General features: G+C 63.9%; 18 protein-coding genes and 1 riboswitch. Of the genes, 9 read left to right on the plus strand and 9 right to left on the minus strand.

The genetic code is table 11. The features are described from left to right. Window positions 1-16: 16 nt before the first annotated feature. From gyrA to gluQRS, 4 genes are read left to right on the plus strand one after another with little or no spacing between them, the layout of a single operon-like run. On the plus strand, window positions 17-2,746 hold the full coding sequence (gyrA, locus tag KTQ37_RS03595) for a DNA gyrase subunit A (RefSeq protein ID WP_413243716.1): 2,730 nt from the start codon (window positions 17-19) through the stop codon (window positions 2,744-2,746). Window positions 2,747-2,797: 51 nt separating this feature from the next. Then, window positions 2,798-3,502, plus strand: coding sequence for a porin (locus tag KTQ37_RS03600; protein ID WP_218629109.1), 705 nt, complete (start codon window positions 2,798-2,800; stop codon window positions 3,500-3,502). Between the two features lie 42 nt (window positions 3,503-3,544). After that, window positions 3,545-4,882 (plus strand): methylenetetrahydrofolate--tRNA-(uracil(54)-C(5))-methyltransferase (FADH(2)-oxidizing) TrmFO, encoded by a 1,338-nt coding sequence (gene trmFO, locus KTQ37_RS03605; protein ID WP_218629110.1) that lies wholly within the window; start codon window positions 3,545-3,547, stop codon window positions 4,880-4,882. A 1-nt stretch (window position 4,883) separates the two neighbouring features. Continuing rightward, window positions 4,884-5,720, plus strand: coding sequence for a tRNA glutamyl-Q(34) synthetase GluQRS (gene gluQRS / locus KTQ37_RS03610; RefSeq protein WP_218629111.1), 837 nt, complete (start codon window positions 4,884-4,886; stop codon window positions 5,718-5,720). On the opposite strand, the gene hisI is transcribed toward gluQRS, so the two are convergent. Further along, entirely contained in the window at window positions 5,717-6,079 is a 363-nt protein-coding gene (hisI, locus tag KTQ37_RS03615) for a phosphoribosyl-AMP cyclohydrolase (RefSeq protein WP_218629112.1), read from the minus strand. The genes gluQRS and hisI overlap by 4 nt on opposite strands. 58 nt (window positions 6,080-6,137) lie before the next feature. Between hisI and KTQ37_RS03620 the strand changes: the two genes are divergently transcribed. Continuing rightward, window positions 6,138-6,566 (plus strand): iron-sulfur cluster assembly scaffold protein, encoded by a 429-nt coding sequence (locus KTQ37_RS03620; RefSeq protein WP_218629113.1) that lies wholly within the window; start codon window positions 6,138-6,140, stop codon window positions 6,564-6,566. A gap of 130 nt (window positions 6,567-6,696) precedes the next feature. On the opposite strand, the gene KTQ37_RS16840 is transcribed toward KTQ37_RS03620, so the two are convergent. From KTQ37_RS16840 to sciP, 5 genes are all read right to left on the minus strand, one after another. Further along, a complete protein-coding gene (locus KTQ37_RS16840) occupies window positions 6,697-6,819 on the minus strand; it encodes a hypothetical protein (RefSeq protein ID WP_263847428.1) in 123 nt (40 codons plus the stop codon). A gap of 79 nt (window positions 6,820-6,898) precedes the next feature. Further along, window positions 6,899-8,989: an ATP-dependent DNA helicase RecG gene (gene recG / locus KTQ37_RS03625; RefSeq protein ID WP_218629114.1), complete on the minus strand. Its 2,091-nt coding sequence runs from the start codon at window positions 8,987-8,989 to the stop codon at window positions 6,899-6,901. Then, the gene (gene ligA, locus KTQ37_RS03630) at window positions 8,986-11,115 is read right to left on the minus strand and encodes an NAD-dependent DNA ligase LigA (RefSeq protein WP_218629115.1); all 2,130 of its coding nucleotides are present in this window, start codon (window positions 11,113-11,115) and stop codon (window positions 8,986-8,988) included. Before ligA ends, recG begins: the two co-directional genes overlap by 4 nt. Before the next feature lie 69 nt (window positions 11,116-11,184). Beyond that, window positions 11,185-11,898 (minus strand): response regulator transcription factor CtrA, encoded by a 714-nt coding sequence (gene ctrA / locus KTQ37_RS03635; RefSeq protein ID WP_218629116.1) that lies wholly within the window; start codon window positions 11,896-11,898, stop codon window positions 11,185-11,187. A gap of 95 nt (window positions 11,899-11,993) precedes the next feature. Next, window positions 11,994-12,272, minus strand: a complete 279-nt coding sequence (gene sciP, locus KTQ37_RS03640) for a CtrA inhibitor SciP (RefSeq protein ID WP_218629117.1) — start codon at window positions 12,270-12,272, stop codon at window positions 11,994-11,996. Between the two features lie 125 nt (window positions 12,273-12,397). Here sciP and mnmA point away from each other — a divergent pair, with 125 nt between their 5' ends. After that, window positions 12,398-13,537 carry a tRNA 2-thiouridine(34) synthase MnmA gene (mnmA, locus tag KTQ37_RS03645; RefSeq protein ID WP_218629118.1) on the plus strand — a complete coding sequence of 380 codons (1,140 nt, stop codon included), beginning with the start codon at window positions 12,398-12,400 and terminating at the stop codon, window positions 13,535-13,537. Window positions 13,538-13,566: 29 nt separating this feature from the next. Here mnmA and KTQ37_RS03650 read toward each other — a convergent pair whose 3' ends face one another. The 3 genes from KTQ37_RS03650 to bluB all read right to left on the minus strand — a co-directional run bounded on the left by KTQ37_RS03650 (window position 13,567) and on the right by bluB (window position 16,821). Beyond that, window positions 13,567-15,501: a PHA/PHB synthase family protein gene (locus KTQ37_RS03650; RefSeq protein ID WP_218629119.1), complete on the minus strand. Its 1,935-nt coding sequence runs from the start codon at window positions 15,499-15,501 to the stop codon at window positions 13,567-13,569. 44 nt (window positions 15,502-15,545) lie between these two features. Continuing rightward, window positions 15,546-15,917 carry a phasin family protein gene (locus KTQ37_RS03655; RefSeq protein WP_218629120.1) on the minus strand — a complete coding sequence of 124 codons (372 nt, stop codon included), beginning with the start codon at window positions 15,915-15,917 and terminating at the stop codon, window positions 15,546-15,548. Window positions 15,918-16,101: 184 nt separating this feature from the next. Beyond that, entirely contained in the window at window positions 16,102-16,821 is a 720-nt protein-coding gene (gene bluB, locus KTQ37_RS03660; protein WP_218629121.1) for a 5,6-dimethylbenzimidazole synthase, read from the minus strand. A gap of 48 nt (window positions 16,822-16,869) precedes the next feature. Continuing rightward, a riboswitch (cobalamin riboswitch) is annotated at window positions 16,870-17,049 on the minus strand. A 302-nt stretch (window positions 17,050-17,351) separates the two neighbouring features. Between bluB and thiC the strand changes: the two genes are divergently transcribed. From thiC to thiS, 3 genes are read left to right on the plus strand one after another with little or no spacing between them, the layout of a single operon-like run. After that, window positions 17,352-19,142, plus strand: a complete 1,791-nt coding sequence (thiC, locus tag KTQ37_RS03665) for a phosphomethylpyrimidine synthase ThiC (protein ID WP_218629122.1) — start codon at window positions 17,352-17,354, stop codon at window positions 19,140-19,142. Then, window positions 19,139-20,086 carry a glycine oxidase ThiO gene (gene thiO, locus KTQ37_RS03670; RefSeq protein WP_218629123.1) on the plus strand — a complete coding sequence of 316 codons (948 nt, stop codon included), beginning with the start codon at window positions 19,139-19,141 and terminating at the stop codon, window positions 20,084-20,086. The genes thiC and thiO overlap by 4 nt, the downstream gene beginning before the upstream one ends. Next, on the plus strand, window positions 20,076-20,273 hold the full coding sequence (gene thiS / locus KTQ37_RS03675; protein ID WP_218629124.1) for a sulfur carrier protein ThiS: 198 nt from the start codon (window positions 20,076-20,078) through the stop codon (window positions 20,271-20,273). The genes thiO and thiS overlap by 11 nt, the downstream gene beginning before the upstream one ends. Window position 20,274 lies beyond the last annotated feature (1 nt).

Consider the following 20,274-nt stretch of genomic DNA (forward strand, 5'->3'; position numbering starts at 1 on the left):
GAAGAACGAGACGCGCGTGACCGATACTCCTGATATGCCGGAAGCCCTCGACGAAGGCCCGAAGCGCCCCCATTACGACGGGCCGACGGTGTCGATCGCCGAGGAGATGAAGACCGCCTATCTCGATTACGCCATGAGCGTGATCGTCAGCCGTGCGATTCCCGATCTGCGCGATGGTCTGAAGCCTGTGCACCGGCGCATCCTGTATGCGATGCACGAGACCGGCAACACGCATGACAAGTCCTACCGCAAGTCGGCCCGACCGGTCGGCGACGTCATGGGTAAGTACCACCCCCACGGCGACGCGGCGATCTATGACGCGTTGGTGCGCATGGCGCAGGACTTCTCGATGTCGTTGCCGCTACTGGATGGTCAGGGCAACTTCGGCTCGATGGACGGCGACAGCCCGGCGGCCATGCGCTACACCGAGGTGCGCATGGACAAGCCCTCGGCCTTCATGCTGGCCGATATCGAGAAAGAGACGGTCGATTTCCAGGACAACTACGACGGCAAGGACCGCGAGCCGACCGTCCTTCCGGCGCGCTTCCCCAACATGCTGGTCAACGGCGCGGGCGGTATCGCCGTCGGCATGGCGACCAACATCCCGCCGCACAACCTCGGCGAGGTCGTCGATGCGACGCTGGCCCTGATCGAGAACCCCGACATGTCCTCCGAGACGATCATGGAGATCGTGCCCGGCCCGGACTTCCCCACCGGCGCCCAGATCATGGGGCGCGGCGGTGCGCGCAAGGCCTACCTTGAGGGACGCGGCTCGGTCATCATGCGCGCCAAGACCCATATCGAAGAGATCCGCAAGGATCGCTTCGCCATCGTCGTCGACGAGATCCCCTATCAGGTCAACAAGGCCTCGATGATCGAGAAGATCGCCGACCTCGTGCGCGAAAAGAGGCTGGAAGGCATCTCCGGGATTGCCGATGAATCCGACCGCGTCGGCGTGCGCGTCGTGATCGAGCTAAAGCGCGATGCGACGCCCGACGTTGTGCTCAACCAGCTTTACCGCTTCACGCAGCTGCAAACCTCGTTCGGCTGCAACATGCTGGCGCTGAATGGCGGCCGCCCCGAGCAGCTGACCCTGCGCGACTTCCTGACCCATTTCATCACCTTCCGCGAGGAAGTCGTTGCGCGCCGCACGGCCTACGAGCTGCGCAAGGCGCGCGAGCGCAGCCATATCCTCTGCGGTCTGGCCGTTGCGGTTACGAACGTTGATGAGATCGTGGCCACGATCCGCTCGTCGAAAGACCCGGCAGAGGCGCGCGAGCGCCTGATGACCCGCCGCTGGCCGGCACATGACATCGCCGAATACCTGCGCCTGATCGACGATCCGCTGCATCCGATCAACGAGGACGGCACCTACAACCTGTCGGAAACCCAGGCCCGCGCGATCCTTGATCTGCGCCTTCAGCGCCTTACGGCGATGGGCGTGCAAGAGGTAACGCAAGAGCTGGCCGAACTGGCTGGCAAGATCCGCGAATACCTCGAAATCCTCGGCTCGCGCGAACGCATCATGGCGATCATCTCGGCCGAGTTGCGCGAGGTGAGAGAGCTGTTCGCCGTGCCGCGCCGCACCGAGATCGTGGACTGGGCGGGCGATCTGGAAGACGAAGACCTGATCGAGCGCGAGGACATGGTCGTCACCATCACCTCGGGCGGCTACATCAAGCGCACGCCGCTGGCTGAGTTCCGCGCGCAGCGCCGCGGTGGCAAAGGTCTGGCCTCGATGCAGACCAAAGAGGACGACGTCGTCACCACCCTCTTCGTTGCCAACACCCACACGCAGCTTCTGTTCTTCACCACCGACGGGATGGTCTACAGCCTCAAGTGCTGGCGCCTTCCTCTGGCGGGGCGCACCTCCAAGGGCAAGGCGATCGTCAACATCCTGCCGATCCCGCAGGGCGTCACCATCGCCGCGCTTATGCCCGTCGATGCCCCCGAGGCCGAATGGGATGGCTACCAGGTCTTCTTCGCCACATCCGAGGGCGATGTGCGCCGCAACGCGCTGTCGGACTTCGCCAATGTGATGCGCAACGGCAAGATCGCGATGAAGCTACCCGAGGGCGTCAGCCTCGTGAACGTGCGCATGTGCACCGAGGCCGACGACGTCATGCTGGTGACCGAGCGCGGTCGCGCGATCCGCTTCCCGGTGACCGAGGTGCGCGTCTTCAAGGGCCGTGACTCGACCGGTGTGCGCGGTGTGCGTCTGGCCAGCGGCGACACGGTCGTGTCGATGTCCGTGATCCGCCACTTCGAGGCCGAACCCTGGGAACGCGCCGCGTTCATCAAGCGCTTCCGCGCCGAGATGGGCAACGAGGAAGAGATCGACGCCGATGACGAAGCGGAAGAGGTTTCGGCCGAAGGCTCGCTGAGCGATGAGCGTTACGCCGAGATGCTGGCCGCGCAGGATCTGATCCTGACGATCACCACAAAGGGCCTCGGCAAGACCTCGTCGAGCCACGACTACCCCGTGCGCGGGCGTGGCGGCCAGGGCGTCGGCGCCTTCAAGATGACCGATCGGGGCGGCGCCCTTGTGGCGTCCTTCCCCGTTGAGACCAGCGATCAGGTGATGCTGGCCACCTCGACGGGCCAGTCGATCCGCTGCCCGGTCGCGGGGATCTCGTTCCGTTCGCGCTCGGCGGGCGGGGTGAAGGTGTTCAACACGGGCACCGATGAAGAAGTCGTCTCGGTCGCGCGGGTCGCCGACCAGGGCGATGAAGAAGCAGAGCAATAAAAAACGATAACTCCGCGCATTCCGCGCGGAGAAAGAACCTGAGGCAATACGATGCAGAAACTCCTGCTCCTCTCGATCGGGGCAGCGCTTGCGCTGCCGCAAACCGGTCTGGCGACCGAAGTGACCGGCGCCGAGATCGGCCTGTCCTACTCGACGTTGGCGGACGGCAATGCCCGCGACGTCAACAAGACCACCCTCGGCGGCGCGATCGAGCTGGGCTTCGGCCCGCAGTTCTCGGTACAAGGCGATATCGCCACGCGCTACTTCGACGGGATCGACGAAACCGGCAAGAACGCGACCGCGCACGCGATCTACCACCTGCCGGGCGACATGGCGGTTGGTGCCTTCATCGGCAAGGACTGGCTCGATGGCCAGTCGGTCGAATACACCGGGCTTGAGACCGCGGGCGCCATGGGCCAGATCAGCTACGAGGCCGCCTTCACCCATATGGATGCGGACGGCACACATGGCAACCAGCTGGGCCTTCAGGCGAATTACGCGCTGAACCCGCAGCTTGACCTTGGCGGGCGCTTCGACACGCTGCACGCCGAAGGCGACGACATGAGCCGCCTGAGCGCGACGGCGGGATACCGCATCAACCCGGGCACCATGCTGACGGGCGAGCTTGGCTTCGTCGATGGCGACGGCATGGATGCCGAAAGCTTCGTCGGCATCGGCCTCAAGGCCACCTTCGGCGCAACCGGCGGCGTGACCTTCGGCGGCCGTGGCCTGCAAGAGTTCCTCCCAGGCCTCTGAGGCGGATTGCAACAATCCGGGCGCGGCGTTAAACCCGCGCCCATGGAAACGCTACACATCATTGGCGGCGGCATGGCCGGATCCGAGGCTGCCTGGCAGGCGGCTGAGGCAGGCGTGCCCGTCGTGCTTCACGAAATGCGCCCCCACGTGGGCACCTTCGCGCACCGCACCGGCGACTTCGCCGAGATGGTGTGCTCGAACTCGTTCCGTTCGGACGATCATGAGCGCAACGCCGTTGGCCTGCTGCATTGGGAAATGCGCGCGGCTGGTGGGCTGATCATGCAAATGGCCGAACAGCACCGTCTTCCGGCCGGTGGCGCGCTTGCCGTTGATCGCGATGCTTTCTCGGGCGCAGTGACTGCGGCATTGCGCGCGCATCCTCTGATTTCCTTTAGTGAACAGGAAGTTACAGAACTTCCTTCAACCGGCCACTGGATCGTGGCAACCGGGCCGCTGACCTCTGGGTCTCTGGCCGAAAGCATCCGCGCCGCGACCGGCGCCGAGAGCCTCGCCTTCTTCGACGCGATCGCTCCGATTGTCTATGCCGACACGATCGACATGGATGTGGCTTGGCGCCAGAGCCGCTATGACAAGGGCGAGACCGAGGAAGAGCAGAAGGCCTACATAAACTGCCCAATGAACCGCGAGCAGTATGAGGCCTTCATCGACGCGCTTCTGGCGGCAGAGAAAACCGAGTTCCACGAGGGTGAGACCGCCGGCTATTTCGACGGTTGCCTGCCGATCGAAGTGATGGCGGAGCGTGGCCGGGAAACCCTGCGCCACGGGCCGATGAAGCCTGTCGGGCTGACGAATTCGCATAAGCCCGAAGAAAAAGCCTACGCCGTAGTGCAGCTGCGCCGCGATAATGCACTTGGAACACTTTACAACATCGTGGGCTTCCAGACCAAGATGAAATACGGCGCGCAAATTGCTGTTTTCAAGATGATTCCTGGCCTCGAACAAGCGAGCTTCGCGCGTCTTGGCGGAATCCATCGCAACACGTTCATCAACTCACCCACGCTGCTCGACACGCAAATGCGGATGAAGTCGCGTCCCAATATTCGGTTCGCGGGGCAGATTACCGGCGTGGAAGGCTATGTTGAAAGCGCCTCGATGGGTTTGCTGGCGGGCCGAATGGCGGCGGCGGAGATCAAGGGGGGGGCGTTGCGGCCCCCGGGCATCGAGACGGCCATGGGTAGCCTGGTCAATCACATCACCGGCGGTGCCGAGGCCAAGACCTTCCAGCCGATGAATGTGAACTTCGGGCTCTTCCCGCCGATTGACGCGAAAGGCGGGCGGCGGGGCCGCAAGGACCGCTACAAGGCCTATACAGATCGCGCGAAAGAGTCGTTTACTCAATGGCTTGCGGATCATAGCTAAGATGATCACCCGGTTCGCGCCATCGCCCACCGGGCCGCTCCACCTTGGCCATGCCTATAGCGCGATCCTGGCGCATGATATGGCGCGCGCGGCGAGCGGACGCTTCCTGTTGCGCATTGAGGATATCGACCGGCAACGCTCCCGCCCGGAATGGGAGGCGCAGATCTACGATGACCTCGCCTGGCTTGGCCTGACTTGGGAAGAACCCGTCATGCGTCAGTCAGATCGCCTGAATATCTACCGCCAAACGCTTGCGAAGCTTTGGGAAAGTGATCTTCTCTATCGCTGCTCTTGCACCCGCCGCGATATCGAAGCAGCAACCTCCGCCCCGCAGGAAGGCGTCAGCCTTGGGCCGGATGGCCTCATTTATCCCGGCACCTGCCGCGAGTCGGGCGCGCGCACGGCGGGAGAGCCTCTGCCCGACGCAGTGCTGCGGCTTCATATGGATCGCGCGGCAGCCCATTGTTCATTCGATGAGATTGGCGAGGCACACTGCGGAACGCACAGCATCACGCCCGAACAGATGATCCAGAACGTCGGCGATATCGTCCTTGCCCGGCGCGATATGGGAACCTCTTACCACCTGTCGGTGGTGCTAGACGACGCGGCGCAGGGCATCACGCATGTCGTGCGCGGCGAGGATCTGTTTGACGCCACTCAGATCCACGTCACGCTTCAGAAATTACTGAAGCTTTCAACGCCAACCTATTGCCATCACAATCTTATTCGAGACAAGAGTGGCAGGCGCCTTGCAAAACGCGATGACGCCCGTGCGATCGCGAAATACCGCACCGAGGGCGCCACGCCCGCCGATATCCGTCGCCTCGTCGGGCTTTAATCCGCCATCGGCACGAGGATCTCGACCTCTTCACCGCTCCGCACCGCCGTGTAGAAGCAGCTGCGGCGGTTGGTGTGACAGGCCGGACCGATCTGATCCACAAGCATCAACAGGCAGTCGCGGTCGCAATCAACGCGCAACTCAACCAGTTTCTGCACATGCCCCGAGCTTTCGCCCTTCGCCCAGAAGCTCTGGCGGGAGCGCGACCAGTAGGTGACCTGTCCAGTCTCAAGCGTACGCGAAAGGCTTTCGGCGTTCATCCAGGCCATCATCAGAACCTCGCCCGTCTTGTGATCCTGCGCGATCGCGGGGATCAGGCCGTTCGCGTCGTATTTGAGCGTACTGGGATCGAAGGTCATGACTTTTCTCCTTGGGCGTAAGGCACTATCTATCGCGGGACGCCTGCGGGGGAAAGCCATGAGCGATACCGACCTGTTCAAACTCTATTCGTCGCGCATCCTCGCGCTGGCGGCGGATATCCCGCATACCGAACCCCTGCCCGCGCCCACCCACAAGGCCAACCGCCGCGCGCCGCTTTGCGGCTCGACGGTCACGGTGGAGCTGACTTTCGACGGCACCCGCATCACCGGATACAGCCAGCAGGTTCACGCCTGCGCGCTTGGGCAGGCCTCGGCCTCGATCTTTGGTGCCAATGTCATCGGGCGCTCGCCGGCCGAGGTTGAGCGCCTGCGCGATGAGTTGGCAGCGATGCTCAAGGGTGGCCCGGTGCCCTCCGCCCCCTTCGCCGATTACGAAGTTCTGCTTGCGGCGCGCGATTACTCCAATCGCCACGCGTCGATCCTGCTTGCTCCGCAGGCAACGCTCGACGCCCTGAACGCGGGTTAAAAAAACGCCGCCATCCGGGGATGGCGGCGCGAGGAAGCGCTTTCCGGGCGAAATAGCCCGTATCGACAGGCAGGCCGCGTGTTTGGGGACAGGGCGGCAGCGAAAAGCGCGAGGCAGTAGCGGTTGGGCCTCAGAACAGACCCGGAATGAAGAGAACGCCAAGGAACGTGATGCAAAGCGACATCGCGCCCAGTGCATCATGCAGAAGGCCGTTCGAATGACGTTTGAAAATTGCTTGAACTTCGCGGCGCATTCGGAACCTCCTTCTCCGTTGTTGCTATTTTGTTCTCATTTTTTCAGCGCGAAGTAAAGAACTTTTTAAGAACATCTGTTCATCCGACGTCGATAAGGCGAATGGCGCGGTCCTGCTCCATCAGCCAGAGCAGCACCCGCGCTGCCTGCCCGCGCGCGGTCTGCAGCTCGGGGTCCTGGGTCAACAGGTTACGCGCATCGCTTTGCGCAACGGCCATCAGGCCCGCCTGCCGTTCAAGATCGGCAATGCGGAAGCGCGGTACGCCCGACTGCGCGGTGCCGATCACATCGCCAGCGCCACGCATGGCGAGGTCTTCCTCGGCGATGCGGAAACCATCCTCGCTTTCACGCAGGATCTGCAATCGCCGCTCACCCGAATCGCTCAGCGGGGCCTGATACAGCATCAGGCAGGTCGACTCGGCCGACCCGCGCCCGACACGGCCGCGCAACTGGTGCAGCTGCGCAAGGCCAAAGCTCTCGGCGCGCTCGATCACCATGATCGAGGCATTGGGCACATTCACCCCCACCTCGATCACGGTCGTGGCCACCAGAACACGCGTCCGCCCCGACGTGAAATCGGCCATCGCGGCGTCTTTGTCGGCCACCGCCATCTGCCCGTGGACAAGGCCCACGACGCCCTCATCCAAGGCCGCGCGCAGGAAGCGGAAACGATCCTCGGCCGAGGTCAGATCGACGCGCTCGCTTTCCTCGACCAGCGGGCACACCCAGTAGCACTGGCGCCCCTCGGCCACCGCGCGGCGCAGATGCGCAACCACCTCATCGAGCCGCGCGGTCGAGATCAGCGCGGTCTTGACCGGTTTGCGCCCCGGCGGCTTCTCGTCCAACACGCTCACATCCATGTCGCCGTATTGCGCCAGCGCGAGCGAGCGCGGAATTGGCGTCGCGGTCATCACCAGAACGTCGGCAGCCTCACCCTTGGCACCCAACTCCATGCGCTGCGAAACGCCAAAGCGATGTTGCTCATCGATCACGACGAGCCGCAGATCGTTGAATTCGACGTCCTTCTGGAAGACCGCATGGGTTCCGACCAGAATGTGAATGCGCCCCTCGGCCAGATCCGTCAGCTTCGAGACGCGCTCGGCGCCCTTGTCGCGCCCGGTCAGGATCTCGACGCGCACGCCCGCCGAGGCCGCAAGCGGCGCAAGCCCATCGAGATGCTGGCGCGCGAGGATCTCGGTCGGGGCCATCATCACGCCCTGCCCGCCCGCCTCGACCGCCGCAAGAAGCGCCAGAAAGGCCACCAGTGTTTTGCCCGAACCCACATCGCCCTGAAGCAGCCGGTTCATCCGGCGCGGGCCCGCCATGTCGGCAGTGATCTCCTCCACCGCACGGCTTTGCGCGTCGGTCATCTCATAGGGCAGCGCGCGCAGAACCTTGCCTGACAGCGCACCGGCTCCCTTGGTCTCGCGCCCGCGCAAACGGCGTTGCTGGCGACGCGCCAGCGCCAGCGTCAGTTGGTGCGCGAAGAATTCATCATAGGCCAGGCGCTGCCGCGCGGGCGCCGCTTGCGCCGTGTCGGCGAGCGCCTGTGGTGCATGGGCCGCGTGCAGGGCTGCGTTCCACGCAGGCCAGCCCTCGCGCGCCAAGAGCGAGGGGTCAATCCATTCGGCAAGATCAGGCAGCCGCGCAAGCGCGCCCGCCGCCGCCTTGGCCATCACCTTTTGCGTAACCCCCGCGGTCAGAGGATAGACAGGCTCAAACCGCGGCAGTTCGCCTACGGCATCGGGCGGCAGGATATAATCCGGGTGAACGATCTGCGCGACCCCGTCGAAGACCTCAAGCTTGCCCGAGATCAGCCGCTTTTCGCCCGCCGGCAGTTGCTTTTGCAGGTAATCGCCGCGCGCATGGAAGAACACCAGCTGGAACTCGGCGGCCTTGTCACGCATCAAAACCCGCGTCGGCCCGCCCTTCCGGCGCGATGGGATATGCGTCTCGACCTCGGCGACGACGCTGACGACGCAGGGGGCCGCGACACCGCGGATCGTCTCGACCGGGCGGCGGTCAATCACCGAATGGGGTAGCGTGAAGGCCATGTCGCGCGGGCGCGCGATCCCGGTCTGGGCAAGTAGCTGCGCGGTTTTCGCGCCCACGCCCGGCAGCGTCTCGATCTCCGCGAACAGCGGGAAAAGGATCGGCGGACGTCCGGTCATGAGGCCCCCGCCAGCGCCAGCCATTCGTCTTCATCGATCACCTTGATGCCCAGTTCGGCCGCTTTCTTGGCCTTTGAGCCCGCCCCCGGCCCCGCCACCAGCAGATCGGTCTTGGCCGATACCGAGCCTGCGACTTTCGCGCCCATCTGCTCAGCCCGCGCCTTGGCCTCGGCGCGCGTCATCCGTTCGAGCGTCCCGGTAAAGACGACAGTCTGCCCCGCGATCGGGCTGCCCGAGGTATCGTGGCGCACCGCATCCTCTACCGTCAGCTCGGCGATCAGGCGGTCGATCAGGGCGCGCTCGGCCTCCTGATGGAAGCTGCTGACGACCGAGGTTGCAAGCGTCGCGCCGACCCCGTCGATGGACATCAACTCATCCCACTCGGCTCCCTCACCGATCTGCGCGCCGGTCATCGCGGCCTCAAATTCGGCCCAGCTTCCGTAGTGATTGGCCAGCAGCGCGGCGCTGGTTTCGCCGACATGGCGAATGCCGAGCGCGAAAATCAGACGGGCCAGCGGGATGCGCCGCCGCTCGTCGATCGCGGCAAAGAGCTTGTCGGCGGATTTCTCACCCCACCCCTCGCGCTTGCGCAGCTGACGCAGGCTGTTCGGGCCATAGTTGCGTTGCAGCTGGAAGATATCGGCGGGTTCGCGGATCCAATCGTCTTCGTAGAACGCCTCAACCTGCTTTGCCCCCAGGCCCTCGATGTCGAACGCAGAACGCGAGACGAAATGTTTCAGTTTTTCCACGGCTTGCGCCGGGCAAATCATGCCGCCGGTGCAGCGGCGCACCGCATCGCCCTCTTCCCGGATCGCGTCGGATCCGCATTCCGGGCAGTGCTGCGGGAAGACATAGGGCACCGCATCCGCCGGGCGGCGCGACAGGTCCACATCGGCGACCTTGGGGATCACGTCGCCAGCGCGGTAAACCTGTACCCAGTCCCCCTCGCGGATATCCTTGCCGCCGCGGATATCTTGCCCCTTCGAGTCTCGCCCGGCGATGTAGTCCTCATTATGAAGGGTCGCGTTCGAGACAACAACGCCGCCCACAGTCACGGGGCTGAGCCGCGCAACCGGGCTGAGCGCGCCCGTGCGCCCGACCTGAATCTCGATCTTCTCAAGCCGGGTCCAGGCCAGCTCGGCGGGGAATTTATGCGCAATGGCCCAACGCGGCGTGGTCGAGCGGAACCCGAGCCGGCGTTGCAGGCCCAAATCGTTCACCTTGTAGACGACGCCGTCGATGTCATAGCCCAAGCTGGCCCGCTGCGCTTCGATCCCACGGTAATGCGCCAGCATGTCCTGCGGCCCGTTGCAAAGCTCGGTCAGCGGGTTGGTTTCGAAACCCAATGCCTTCAGACGCGCAATCGCGTCGATCTGCGTTAGGGCCAAGGGTTCGGACAAGGCACCCCAGGCATAGGCAAAGAACCGCAACGGCCGCGCGGCCGTGATCCGCGCGTCAAGCTGGCGTAGCGATCCGGCGGCGGCGTTGCGCGGGTTGGCGAACGGCTTATCGCCCCGCTCGGCCTGCCGGGCGTTGAGCGCCGAGAAATCGGCGTGGCTCATGTAGACCTCGCCGCGCACCTCAAGCACATCGGGCGCGTCCTGCAAGAGTTGCGGGATATCGGTGATCGTGCGCGCATTCTCGGTGACGTTTTCGCCAACCTCACCATCGCCGCGCGTCGCTGCCTGCACCAGCCGCCCGCCTTCATAGCGCAGCGACAGCGACAGACCGTCGATCTTAGGCTCTGCCGTGTAAGCCAGCACCTCGGCCTCGGCGATGCCAAGGTAGGATTTCACGCGGGCATCAAAGTCGAGCACGTCTTCATCGGAAAAGCCGTTCTCGAGGCTCAGCATCCGAACCTCATGCGCGACCTTGCCGAAGCCCTCGGCGACAGGCGCGCCCACTTGACGGGTCGGACTGTCGGCGCGCGCCAGCTCGGGGAAACGCGCCTCAATCTCGGTCAAACGCCGCTTGAGCGCATCATATTCGGCGTCAGAAATCTCGGGCGCATCGTGCGCATGGTAAGCGGTATTGGCCGCCTCGATCGCAGCGATCAACCCCGGCAGTTCGGCCTCTGCCTCGGCACGGGTCAGCGCACCAACTGCAATCTTGTCCGTCACGGTCATGCTCTTCCCCCTCGGCCACCCTATTGGTTTAGGGTCAGCCGGGAGGAGCGTCCAGAGGGTGAGCGTATCTCAGGCGCCCACCGCCAATCGCTGAGCCATGATCGCCGGTGCCGGATCACGCAGCACATAGCCGCGGCCCCAGACCGTCTCGATGTAATTCTCGCCGCCCGTCACCTCAGCCAGTTTCTTACGCAGCTTGCAGATGAACACGTCGATGATCTTCAATTCCGGCTCATCCATGCCGCCGTAGAGATGGTTGAGGAACATCTCTTTCGTCAGGGTCGTGCCCTTGCGCAGGCTGAGCAGTTCGAGCATCTGATATTCCTTACCGGTCAGGTGGACGGGCTTGCCCTCCCCCTCGACCGTCTTCGCGTCAAGGTTCACCGCGATCTTGCCCGTACGGATGATCGACTGCGAATGCCCCTTGGAGCGGCGAATGATCGCATGGATTCGCGCGATCAGTTCTTCGCGATGGAACGGCTTGGTCATGTAGTCATCTGCGCCGAAGCCAAAACCCTTGATCTTGCTGTCGGTGTCATCTGCCCCGCTCAGGATCAGGATTGGCGTATCCACGCGGGCCAAACGCAGCTGGCGCAACACCTCATGCCCGTTCATGTCGGGCAGATTGAGATCGAGCAGGATCAGGTCGTAATCATAGAGCTTCGCCAGATCGATCCCTTCTTCACCCAGGTCGGTGCAGTAGACGTTTAGATTGGCATGGGTCAGCATCAATTCGATACTACGCGAGGTTGTAGGATCATCCTCGACCAACAAAATGCGCATCCTGGGTTCTCCGTATTAAATCCCCGATAATGTTCGAGGTTTGCACCGATTGGTTAACACCCAGTTAGTCTGGCAATATTCTTAATGATTGCAACCTAAAGTTGTTTCCATTTTTGGATCGCGGTCACTTTCAACCCGTCCACCCCGTGTTTCGACACCCCCTCGATCCACAGATCCAGTTCTTCTTCCGACAAATCGTAGCGATCCAGCGCCTCGGCGCGCGGAATCAGCCCATGCGTCACGGCCTGCACCAGCGTCGCCTTGCGGCTGGCAACCCATCGCGTCGTATCGGGCGGCGGCAGATCCGCCCGCGTCAGAATCGAGCCATCGGGCAAGGTCACCGAACGCGGCCCATCCACTTTCTTGAGATACATCTGCTCCCCCTTCCGCTTTCCTGGCCTGAAAATGACCGCTTCGCCTTAACGACGGGTGAAACGCGGGGTTGAGACTAGTTCGCATTTTCCTATATTCCTGCGGGTCTGATCAAAGGACCCCTTTCATGAGCAAGGATCTGCCCCTCAATTCGCTGGGACTGCCCAAGCCCCCGGCCGAAACCCGCGTTGTCGTCGCCATGTCTGGCGGCGTCGATAGCTCGGTCGTGGCCGCGCAACTGGCCGAGGAAGGCTATGATGTCGTGGGCGTGACCTTGCAGCTGTATGACCACGGCGCGGCGCTCGCCAAGAAGGGCGCCTGCTGCGCGGGTCAGGATATCCACGACGCGCGCCGCGTGGCCGAAACGATGGGCTTTCCGCATTACGTGCTCGACTACGAGAACACGTTCCGCGAAGCCGTGATCGACGAATTCGCCGACGCCTATCTGGCGGGCGCGACGCCGGTGCCCTGCATTCGCTGCAATGAGCGGGTGAAGTTCAAGGACCTGCTGGAAACCGCCAAGGATCTCGACGCTGACTGCATGGCGACCGGGCATTACATCCAGCGCAAGATGGGTCCGCATGGCCCCGAGTTGCACAGCGCCGCCGATCCGAACCGCGACCAGAGCTATTTCCTGTTCTCGACCACGCCCGAGCAACTCTCCTACCTACGCTTTCCGCTTGGGCATTTGGCCTCGAAGGCCGAGACGCGGGCACTGGCGGCGAAATATGGGCTGCCGGTGGCCGACAAGCCCGACAGCCAGGACATCTGCTTTGTGCCGAACGGAAACTATGCCTCGGTCATCGAAAAGCTGCGCCCCGGCGCGGCGGACCCCGGCGAGATCGTCGATATGGAGGGCAATGTCCTCGGCCAGCACAAGGGTGTCATCCATTACACGATCGGTCAGCGCCGCGGCCTTGGAATCGGCGGGCTCGGCGATCCGCTTTACGTCGTCCGGCTTGACCCCGACGCGCGGCGCGTGATCGTCGGCCCGAAAGAGGCGCTCTCGACCCGGATCATCCCGGTGCGCGAGATCAACTGGCTTGGGGATGAGCCCTTCACCGCCCGCCCCGAGTGGCACCTGAGCGTCAAGGTCCGCTCAACCCGCCCGCCGCGTGAGGCCATTGTCCGCCCGATCAGCGCGACCGAGGCCGAGGTTGAGTTGCTGAACCCGGAAGAAGGTGTAAGCCCCGGACAGGCCTGCGTTTTCTACGAAACCGGCGGAACGCGGATCTATGGCGGCGGCTGGATCTGGCGCGGACGGTAGATGAAAAGGGCGCCTTTCGGCGCCCTTTCTTATTGTTTCAGTACGTAGCGGCCGGGCGCGTTTTGCAGCGGCTTGTAGCCCGCATCCGCATTGCCCATAGGCGGCGGCGCCTGGTCCGGGCCGGCAACTGCACCCCCGGTCACGCGCAGCCAATCGGCCCAGGGCTCCCACCACGAGCCCTGCACTTTCGGCACACTCTTGGCCCAGTCCTCCGGCGCGGGATGGTTGTGGCCAGGCACATGCGTCATGATCCGGTGCTTGGCGCGCGCGCTGCCGGGCGGCGCCACGATGCCCGTGTTATGCCCGCCCGAGACCAGCGCGAAGGTCACATCGCCATGCATCAGGTAGGTCAGCTTGAAGACCGAGTTCCACGGCGCGATGTGGTCATGCTCGGTCGCGACGGCGAAGACCGGCGCCTTGATGTCCTGCAGGTAGATGTGGCCTTCCCCCGCGGTCATCCGGCCATCCGCCAGATCGTTGTTGAGGAACAGCTTGCGCAGATACTCCGAATGCATCTTGTAGGGCATCCGCGTCGCGTCATGGCTCCAGGCACCAAGCGACGAGGGCGCCTCGCGCTCGCCCAGCATGTATTCGCGCACCATCTTCGACCAGACGAGGTCTTGCGACTTGAGCATCGAGAAGGTGCCCGCCATCGCCTCCTTGTCCAGATAGCCCTCTTCCCACATCATGTCTTCCAGCAGCGACAGCTGGCTTTCATTGGTGAAAAGCGAAAGCTCACCGGCTTCGGTGAAATCAACCTGCGCGGCCAGCATGGTCATCGAGGCAAGCCGCTCATCCCCGTCGCGCGCCATTGCAGCGGCGGTCACGGAGAGAAGTGTCCCTCCGAGACAATAGCCCAGACCGTGCACTTTCTCGGCCCCGGTGATCGCGCTGATCGCGTCGATCGCGGCCATCACGCCAAGCTCGCGGTAGTCATCGAAGCCAAGCTCGCGGTCTTCCTCATCGGGGTTTTTCCAGCTGATGCAGAACACCGAAAAACCCTGATCGACCAGCCACTTGATCATCGACTGGGGCGGCGTCAGATCGAGGATGTAGTATTTCATGATCCAGGCCGGGACGATCAGCAACGGCACCGAATGCACCGTGGGCGTCGTCGGAGCGTATTGGATCAGTTCGATCAGGCGGTTGCGGAAAACGACCTTGCCCGGCGTTATCGCAACCTCATGACCCGGCGTGAACTCCGGCGGATCCTCAGGCTGACCGGTCATCCGTTTCATCATGTCTTCGTAGAAGAACTGTGCACCGCGCGTCAGATTGCGGCCACCCTCTTCGACGGTGCGCTGGATCAGATGCGGGTTGGTCAGCAGGAAGTTCGAAGGCGAGAACATGTCGAGGAACTGGCGCCCGTAGAACTCGACCACTTTCTCGTGCCTCTCCTCCACCCCGTGCACTTCGGAGGTGGCGTTATGCCACCACTGCTGCGTCAGCAGGAAGCTTTGGGAATAGAGCGAGAAGGGAAACTTCAGCCATTCGGGCCCGGCGAATCGGCGGTCTTGCTTGAGCGGCTCGACGCAGACCTCGCCGTTGCCACCGGCCGCCTGACACAGGATCTCGGCCGCCAGACGCTGCGCCTTGCGCGCCGATTTCCAGACCAACTCAGCCCGCTTGCCGGGGCTGATTGCCAGATGCGCCGCCCAATCGCCCCAGGCGAGCGCAAGCGAAATCGGCGAGATGCTCGCCCCGAGCTTGCCGAACTGCGCATGGACCAAACGGTCGAGTCTGACGAATGCCTCTTCAGCGGCCAGCTTTTCGGGCGTGTCGGTCAACAGGACCTCGGCCAGCCGAGCCGGAAGATTTGGGACGGGCTCTGCCTTGTCTGCCTTGGGCGCAAGCGCTTCGGGCCTTTCGGCAACCACAGTCCCAGAGATAGCTTGGGCGGCCGATTCCACGGCCGCCTCAGCCTTGACGCGCGACCGGCGCGCCTTCGGAGCAGATGTCGTCATCTCTCAACCTAGTTACGGCGGGCGGCCCATCCGCCCGTCCTTCGTCAGTCTTTTTTGCCCGTCGCCGAAATGATGGCGTTGCCTTCCTCGGTCGCGGTACGCACCGCCTGCTCGGCGATTTCCGTCACCGACGCGGCAAGCTTGTTCGTTTCGGTCGAATAATCGCTCAGCATCCGTTGCCAGAAGGTCGTCCAGAGCGCCATCGCTTCGTTCGGATCCTTCGCATCGGCCAGATCGGCCAGCATGCTGCGGTCCCGCTCAAAACGGGTTTTCAGGAAGTCCAGCGTCTCGATGTTCTGCTTGAGCAGCGCCTCGGCCATCCGGGCCTGCGGGCGCAGGAACATCGACATATCAACCGACGGGGTCGGCATACAACCGGCCATCGCGCCGAACGGGTTCTGTTTCTTACTTGCCATGTCTGTCCTCCTTCAGTCTCAGTCAAGCTCAAGGAGTCTATCACTCTTCGCACACGCAGAAATTGATCTGCCGCAATACCTGCCAAGATTAACGCGCATTGTAAAAGTCACGTTAAATTATTAGCCGCAGATCTCTTTTTAGAACATTTTTCGGGCATTTTGCAGATGCAGCATAAAGCCCAGATCAGAGCGACGGGATTTCGGGTAAGTCGGACGATTCCCCGCTCTCGCGCTGACCCCATGAGTTGTGAAAGATCAGCTCTTCCAACGGCATCCGCTGCGCCCATCCGCGTTGCTGCAACTCAGGTTCCGAATGAAGTTCGCGCACATGCCCGAGGCACAGATAGGCCACCGGCACCACATGCTCGGGCAGCCCGAGGATCTCGCGCAGGTCGGCGTCATTGAAGATGCTGACCCAGCCAACGCCAATGCCCTCGGCGCGGGCGGCAAGCCAGAGGTTCTGCACCGCGCAGACCGTCGAATACAGATCCGTGTCGCGGTTATGGGTGCGCCCCAACACGACCGGCCCACCCCGCTCGCGGTCGCAGGTGATGCACAGGTTTACCGGAGCATCGGTAATCCCCTCCAGCTTGATCGCCGAATAAAGCGCCTTGCGCGCATCGCCGAACATCGCGGCGGCCTCGTCATTGGCGCGCGAAAAAGCGTGCTTAACCCGCGCCTTGGTCGCGGGGTCGGTCAGCAGCAGAAAGTTCCAGGGCTGCATGAAACCCACCGAGGGCGCGTGATGCGCGGCCAACAAGAGACGCTCCAGCACCTCGGGCGCGATCGGGTCGGGTTGGAACTGGCTGCGCACATCGCGCCGCGTGTGAATCGCACGATAGACCGCATCGCGCTCGGCGTCTGAAAAAGGCCCCGCGGGCGCGAGGTGAATGGATTGCGGCATGACACATCCCCTGTCTGGCAACCATGGCCGCCCCCGCCGTCCGCGCGAGGGGGCCTATCCTGTCCGGCCGGTCTTCTGACTTCGGCTTCGCGCGGTACAGCGCCTTCCCGGCCTTGGCCAGTGGCTCCAGCTGCACCATCCACCTTACAGCGTTGGGCACGTCGCGGAGTTGCACCGCGTTCCCGATTATCCCGACCGCAGCCGGGCACCAGACCCGCGCAAGCTAGCCAAACAAGCCCGCCGCCGCAAGCCGCACAACCCCCATTGACAGCGCCCCCGCCCCTGCGTCATCTTCCGCCCCACGTCAGGGGAGTCCCGCCTAGGGGACTGAGAGGCTGACAGGGGGAAACCCCGGTGAAGCGACCCTTTGAACCTGACCCAGTTGATACTGGCGTAGGAAGACCGAAGGGCGCCCTCCCGACATATGACTGGGGCGGTCCTTTCGGGCCGTAGCGGCCCTTTCGCTTGGGGCCAGCGGCCCCTTCTTGCCTCACGTGTTGCTTGGGTCTCATCGCAAGAGGAGACCAACTATGAACAAGCCCACCCCCCGGATCACCACCGGCGCCCTGCCCGCGTCGTGCAAGGTTTTCATCCCCGGCCAGTTGCACCAGATCGCGGTGCCGATGCGCTCGATCCACGTTTCGAACGAGACGCCGGTCAGCGTCTATGACAGCTCGGGCCCTTACACCGACCCGGCGGCCAGCACCGACATCCGCCAGGGCCTTGCCGGAACGCGCGGAGACTGGCTGCGCGCACGCGGTGACATCGAGGAATACGAGGGACGCGCTGTCACCTCGGCCGATAACGGCTTTGCCGAGGGCGACCGCCTCGTGCCGGAATTCCCGAAGCTGCGCCGCCCCTTCCGCGCCACCGGCAACCGCGCCGTGACGCAGATGGCCTATGCAAAAGCCGGCATCATCACCCCCGAGATGGAATATGTCGCCATCCGGGAGAACCTCGGCCGCACCGAGGCCTGGGCCGAGGCCCGCGACGGCGAGGATTTCGGCGCCGCGATCCCCGACCTCGTGACGCCGGAATTCGTGCGCCAGGAAATCGCGGCAGGCCGCGCCATCATCCCCGCCAACATCAACCACCCCGAGCTGGAGCCGATGATCATCGGCCGCAACTTCCTGGTGAAGATCAACGCCAATATCGGCAACTCGGCTGTGACTTCCTCGATGGAGGAAGAGGTCGAGAAGATGGTCTGGGCAATTCGCTGGGGCGCCGACACGGTGATGGACCTCTCAACGGGCCGCAACATCCACAACATCCGCGAATGGATCATCCGCAACGCCCCCGTGCCGATCGGGACCGTGCCGCTTTACCAGGCGCTTGAAAAGGTCGGCGGCGTCGCCGAAGACCTGACCTGGGAGATCTTCCGCGACACGCTGATCGAGCAGGCCGAGCAGGGCGTGGATTATTTCACCATCCACGCGGGCGTGCGCCTGCACATGATCCCGATGACGGTCAAGCGCGTGACCGGCATCGTCTCGCGCGGCGGCTCGATCATGGCCAAGTGGTGCCTGCATCATCACCGCGAAAGCTTCCTCTATGAGCATTTCGACGAGATCTGCGACATTATGCGGGCATATGATGTCTCCTTCTCGCTCGGTGACGGGCTGCGGCCCGGCTCGATTGCCGACGCCAACGACCAGGCGCAATTTGCCGAGCTTGAGACCCTGGGCGAGCTGACCAAGATCGCCTGGGCCAAGGATTGCCAGGTCATGATCGAAGGCCCCGGCCACGTCGCGATGCACAAGATCAAGGCCAATATGGACAAGCAGCTGGCCCATTGCCATGAAGCGCCGTTCTACACGCTCGGGCCGCTGACGACCGATATCGCGCCGGGTTACGACCATATCACCTCGGCCATCGGTGCGGCGATGATCGGCTGGTTCGGCACGGCGATGCTGTGCTACGTGACGCCCAAGGAACACCTCGGCCTGCCCGACCGGGACGATGTGAAAACCGGGGTCATCACCTACAAGCTGGCTGCCCACGCCGCCGACCTCGCCAAAGGTCACCCCGGCGCGCAGCTGCGCGATGACGCCCTGTCGCGCGCGCGGTTCGAGTTCCGGTGGGAGGATCAGTTCAACCTCTCGCTCGACCCCGACACCGCGCGTGAATTCCACGACGAGACCATGCCGAAAGAGGCGCATAAGCTTGCGCATTTCTGCTCGATGTGCGGGCCCAAGTTCTGCTCGATGCGGATCTCGCACGACATCCGGGCCGAGGCGCAGAAGCAGGAAGGCATGGCCCAGATGGCGGAGAAATTCCGTGAGGGCGGCGCGCTTTATCTCCCGGCGGAGAAGGCGCAATGATCTTCTCCGTTCTTGGGGCGGGCGTGGCGGGGCTGTGCGCCGCCACAGCCCTTGCCGAACGGGGCGCACAGGTCGAGGTGATCGACCCCTCCCCCGACCCCACCGGCGCATCCTGGTATGCGGGCGGGATGCTCGCGCCTTATTGCGAGGCCGAGGCCGCACCCGAAGAGGTCTTCGCCATGGGCCGCGACGCGGTGCGCTGGTGGGCCGAGCGCGTGCCGGGCGTGCTGCAAAACGGCACGCTCGTCGTCGCCCCGGCCCGCGACACGGCCGAATTGGACCGCTTCGCCCGTGCGACCCGCGGGCATGCGTGGGTCGATCCCGGCGTCATCGAGCCCGACCTGCAAGGCCGCTTCACGCGCGGCCTCTACTATGCTGAAGAGGCGCATCTCGACCCGCGCGCGGCCACCCGCGCGCTGCGGGACCGGCTGATCGCCCTTGGGGCAGAACTGCACTTTGGCACCGGCGCCGCCCCGCGCGGCCAGATCATCGACTGTCGCGGCCTTGCCAGCCGCGACCACTTGCCCGAGCTGCGCGCCGTGCGTGGCGAGATGCTGCTGGTCGAAACACCCGAGATCACCCTTTCGCGCCCTGTCCGACTGCTGCATCCACGCTTCCCCTGCTACATCGTCCCGCGCGGCGACAACCGCTTCATGATCGGCGCAACGATGGTGGAAAGCGACGATGATCGCCCCGTCACCGCCCGCGCGGCGATGGAGTTGCTGTCCGCCGCTTACGCCCTGCACCCCGCCTTTGCCGAGGCCGCCATCGTCGAGATGGGGGCGGGCCTGCGCCCCTCGCTGCCCGACAATGTGCCGCGTGTGCTGCACCGAGGGGAGCGTAGCCATGTGAACGGCCTCTACCGCCACGGCTTCCTCACCGCCCCCGCACTGGCCGAGGAACTGGCCCAAACCCTGTTTCAGGAGCACCGCCATGCGAGTTGATGTGAACGGCACCCCGCGCGAGGTTCAGGCCGAAACCCTCTCTGCGCTGCTCGATGAGTTGGGCTTCGAGGCCCCCTGCGTCGCGACCGCCGTTGATGGCACATTCGTGCCGCGCACCCTGCGCGACGCCCACCCCCTTACCCCCGGCGCGCGGATCGAGATCCTCGCCCCCATGCAGGGAGGCTGAG

Origin of the sequence: Sedimentimonas flavescens (assembly GCF_019264375.1) — a bacterium.
Classification (GTDB): domain Bacteria; phylum Pseudomonadota; class Alphaproteobacteria; order Rhodobacterales; family Rhodobacteraceae; genus Rhodobacter; species Rhodobacter flavescens.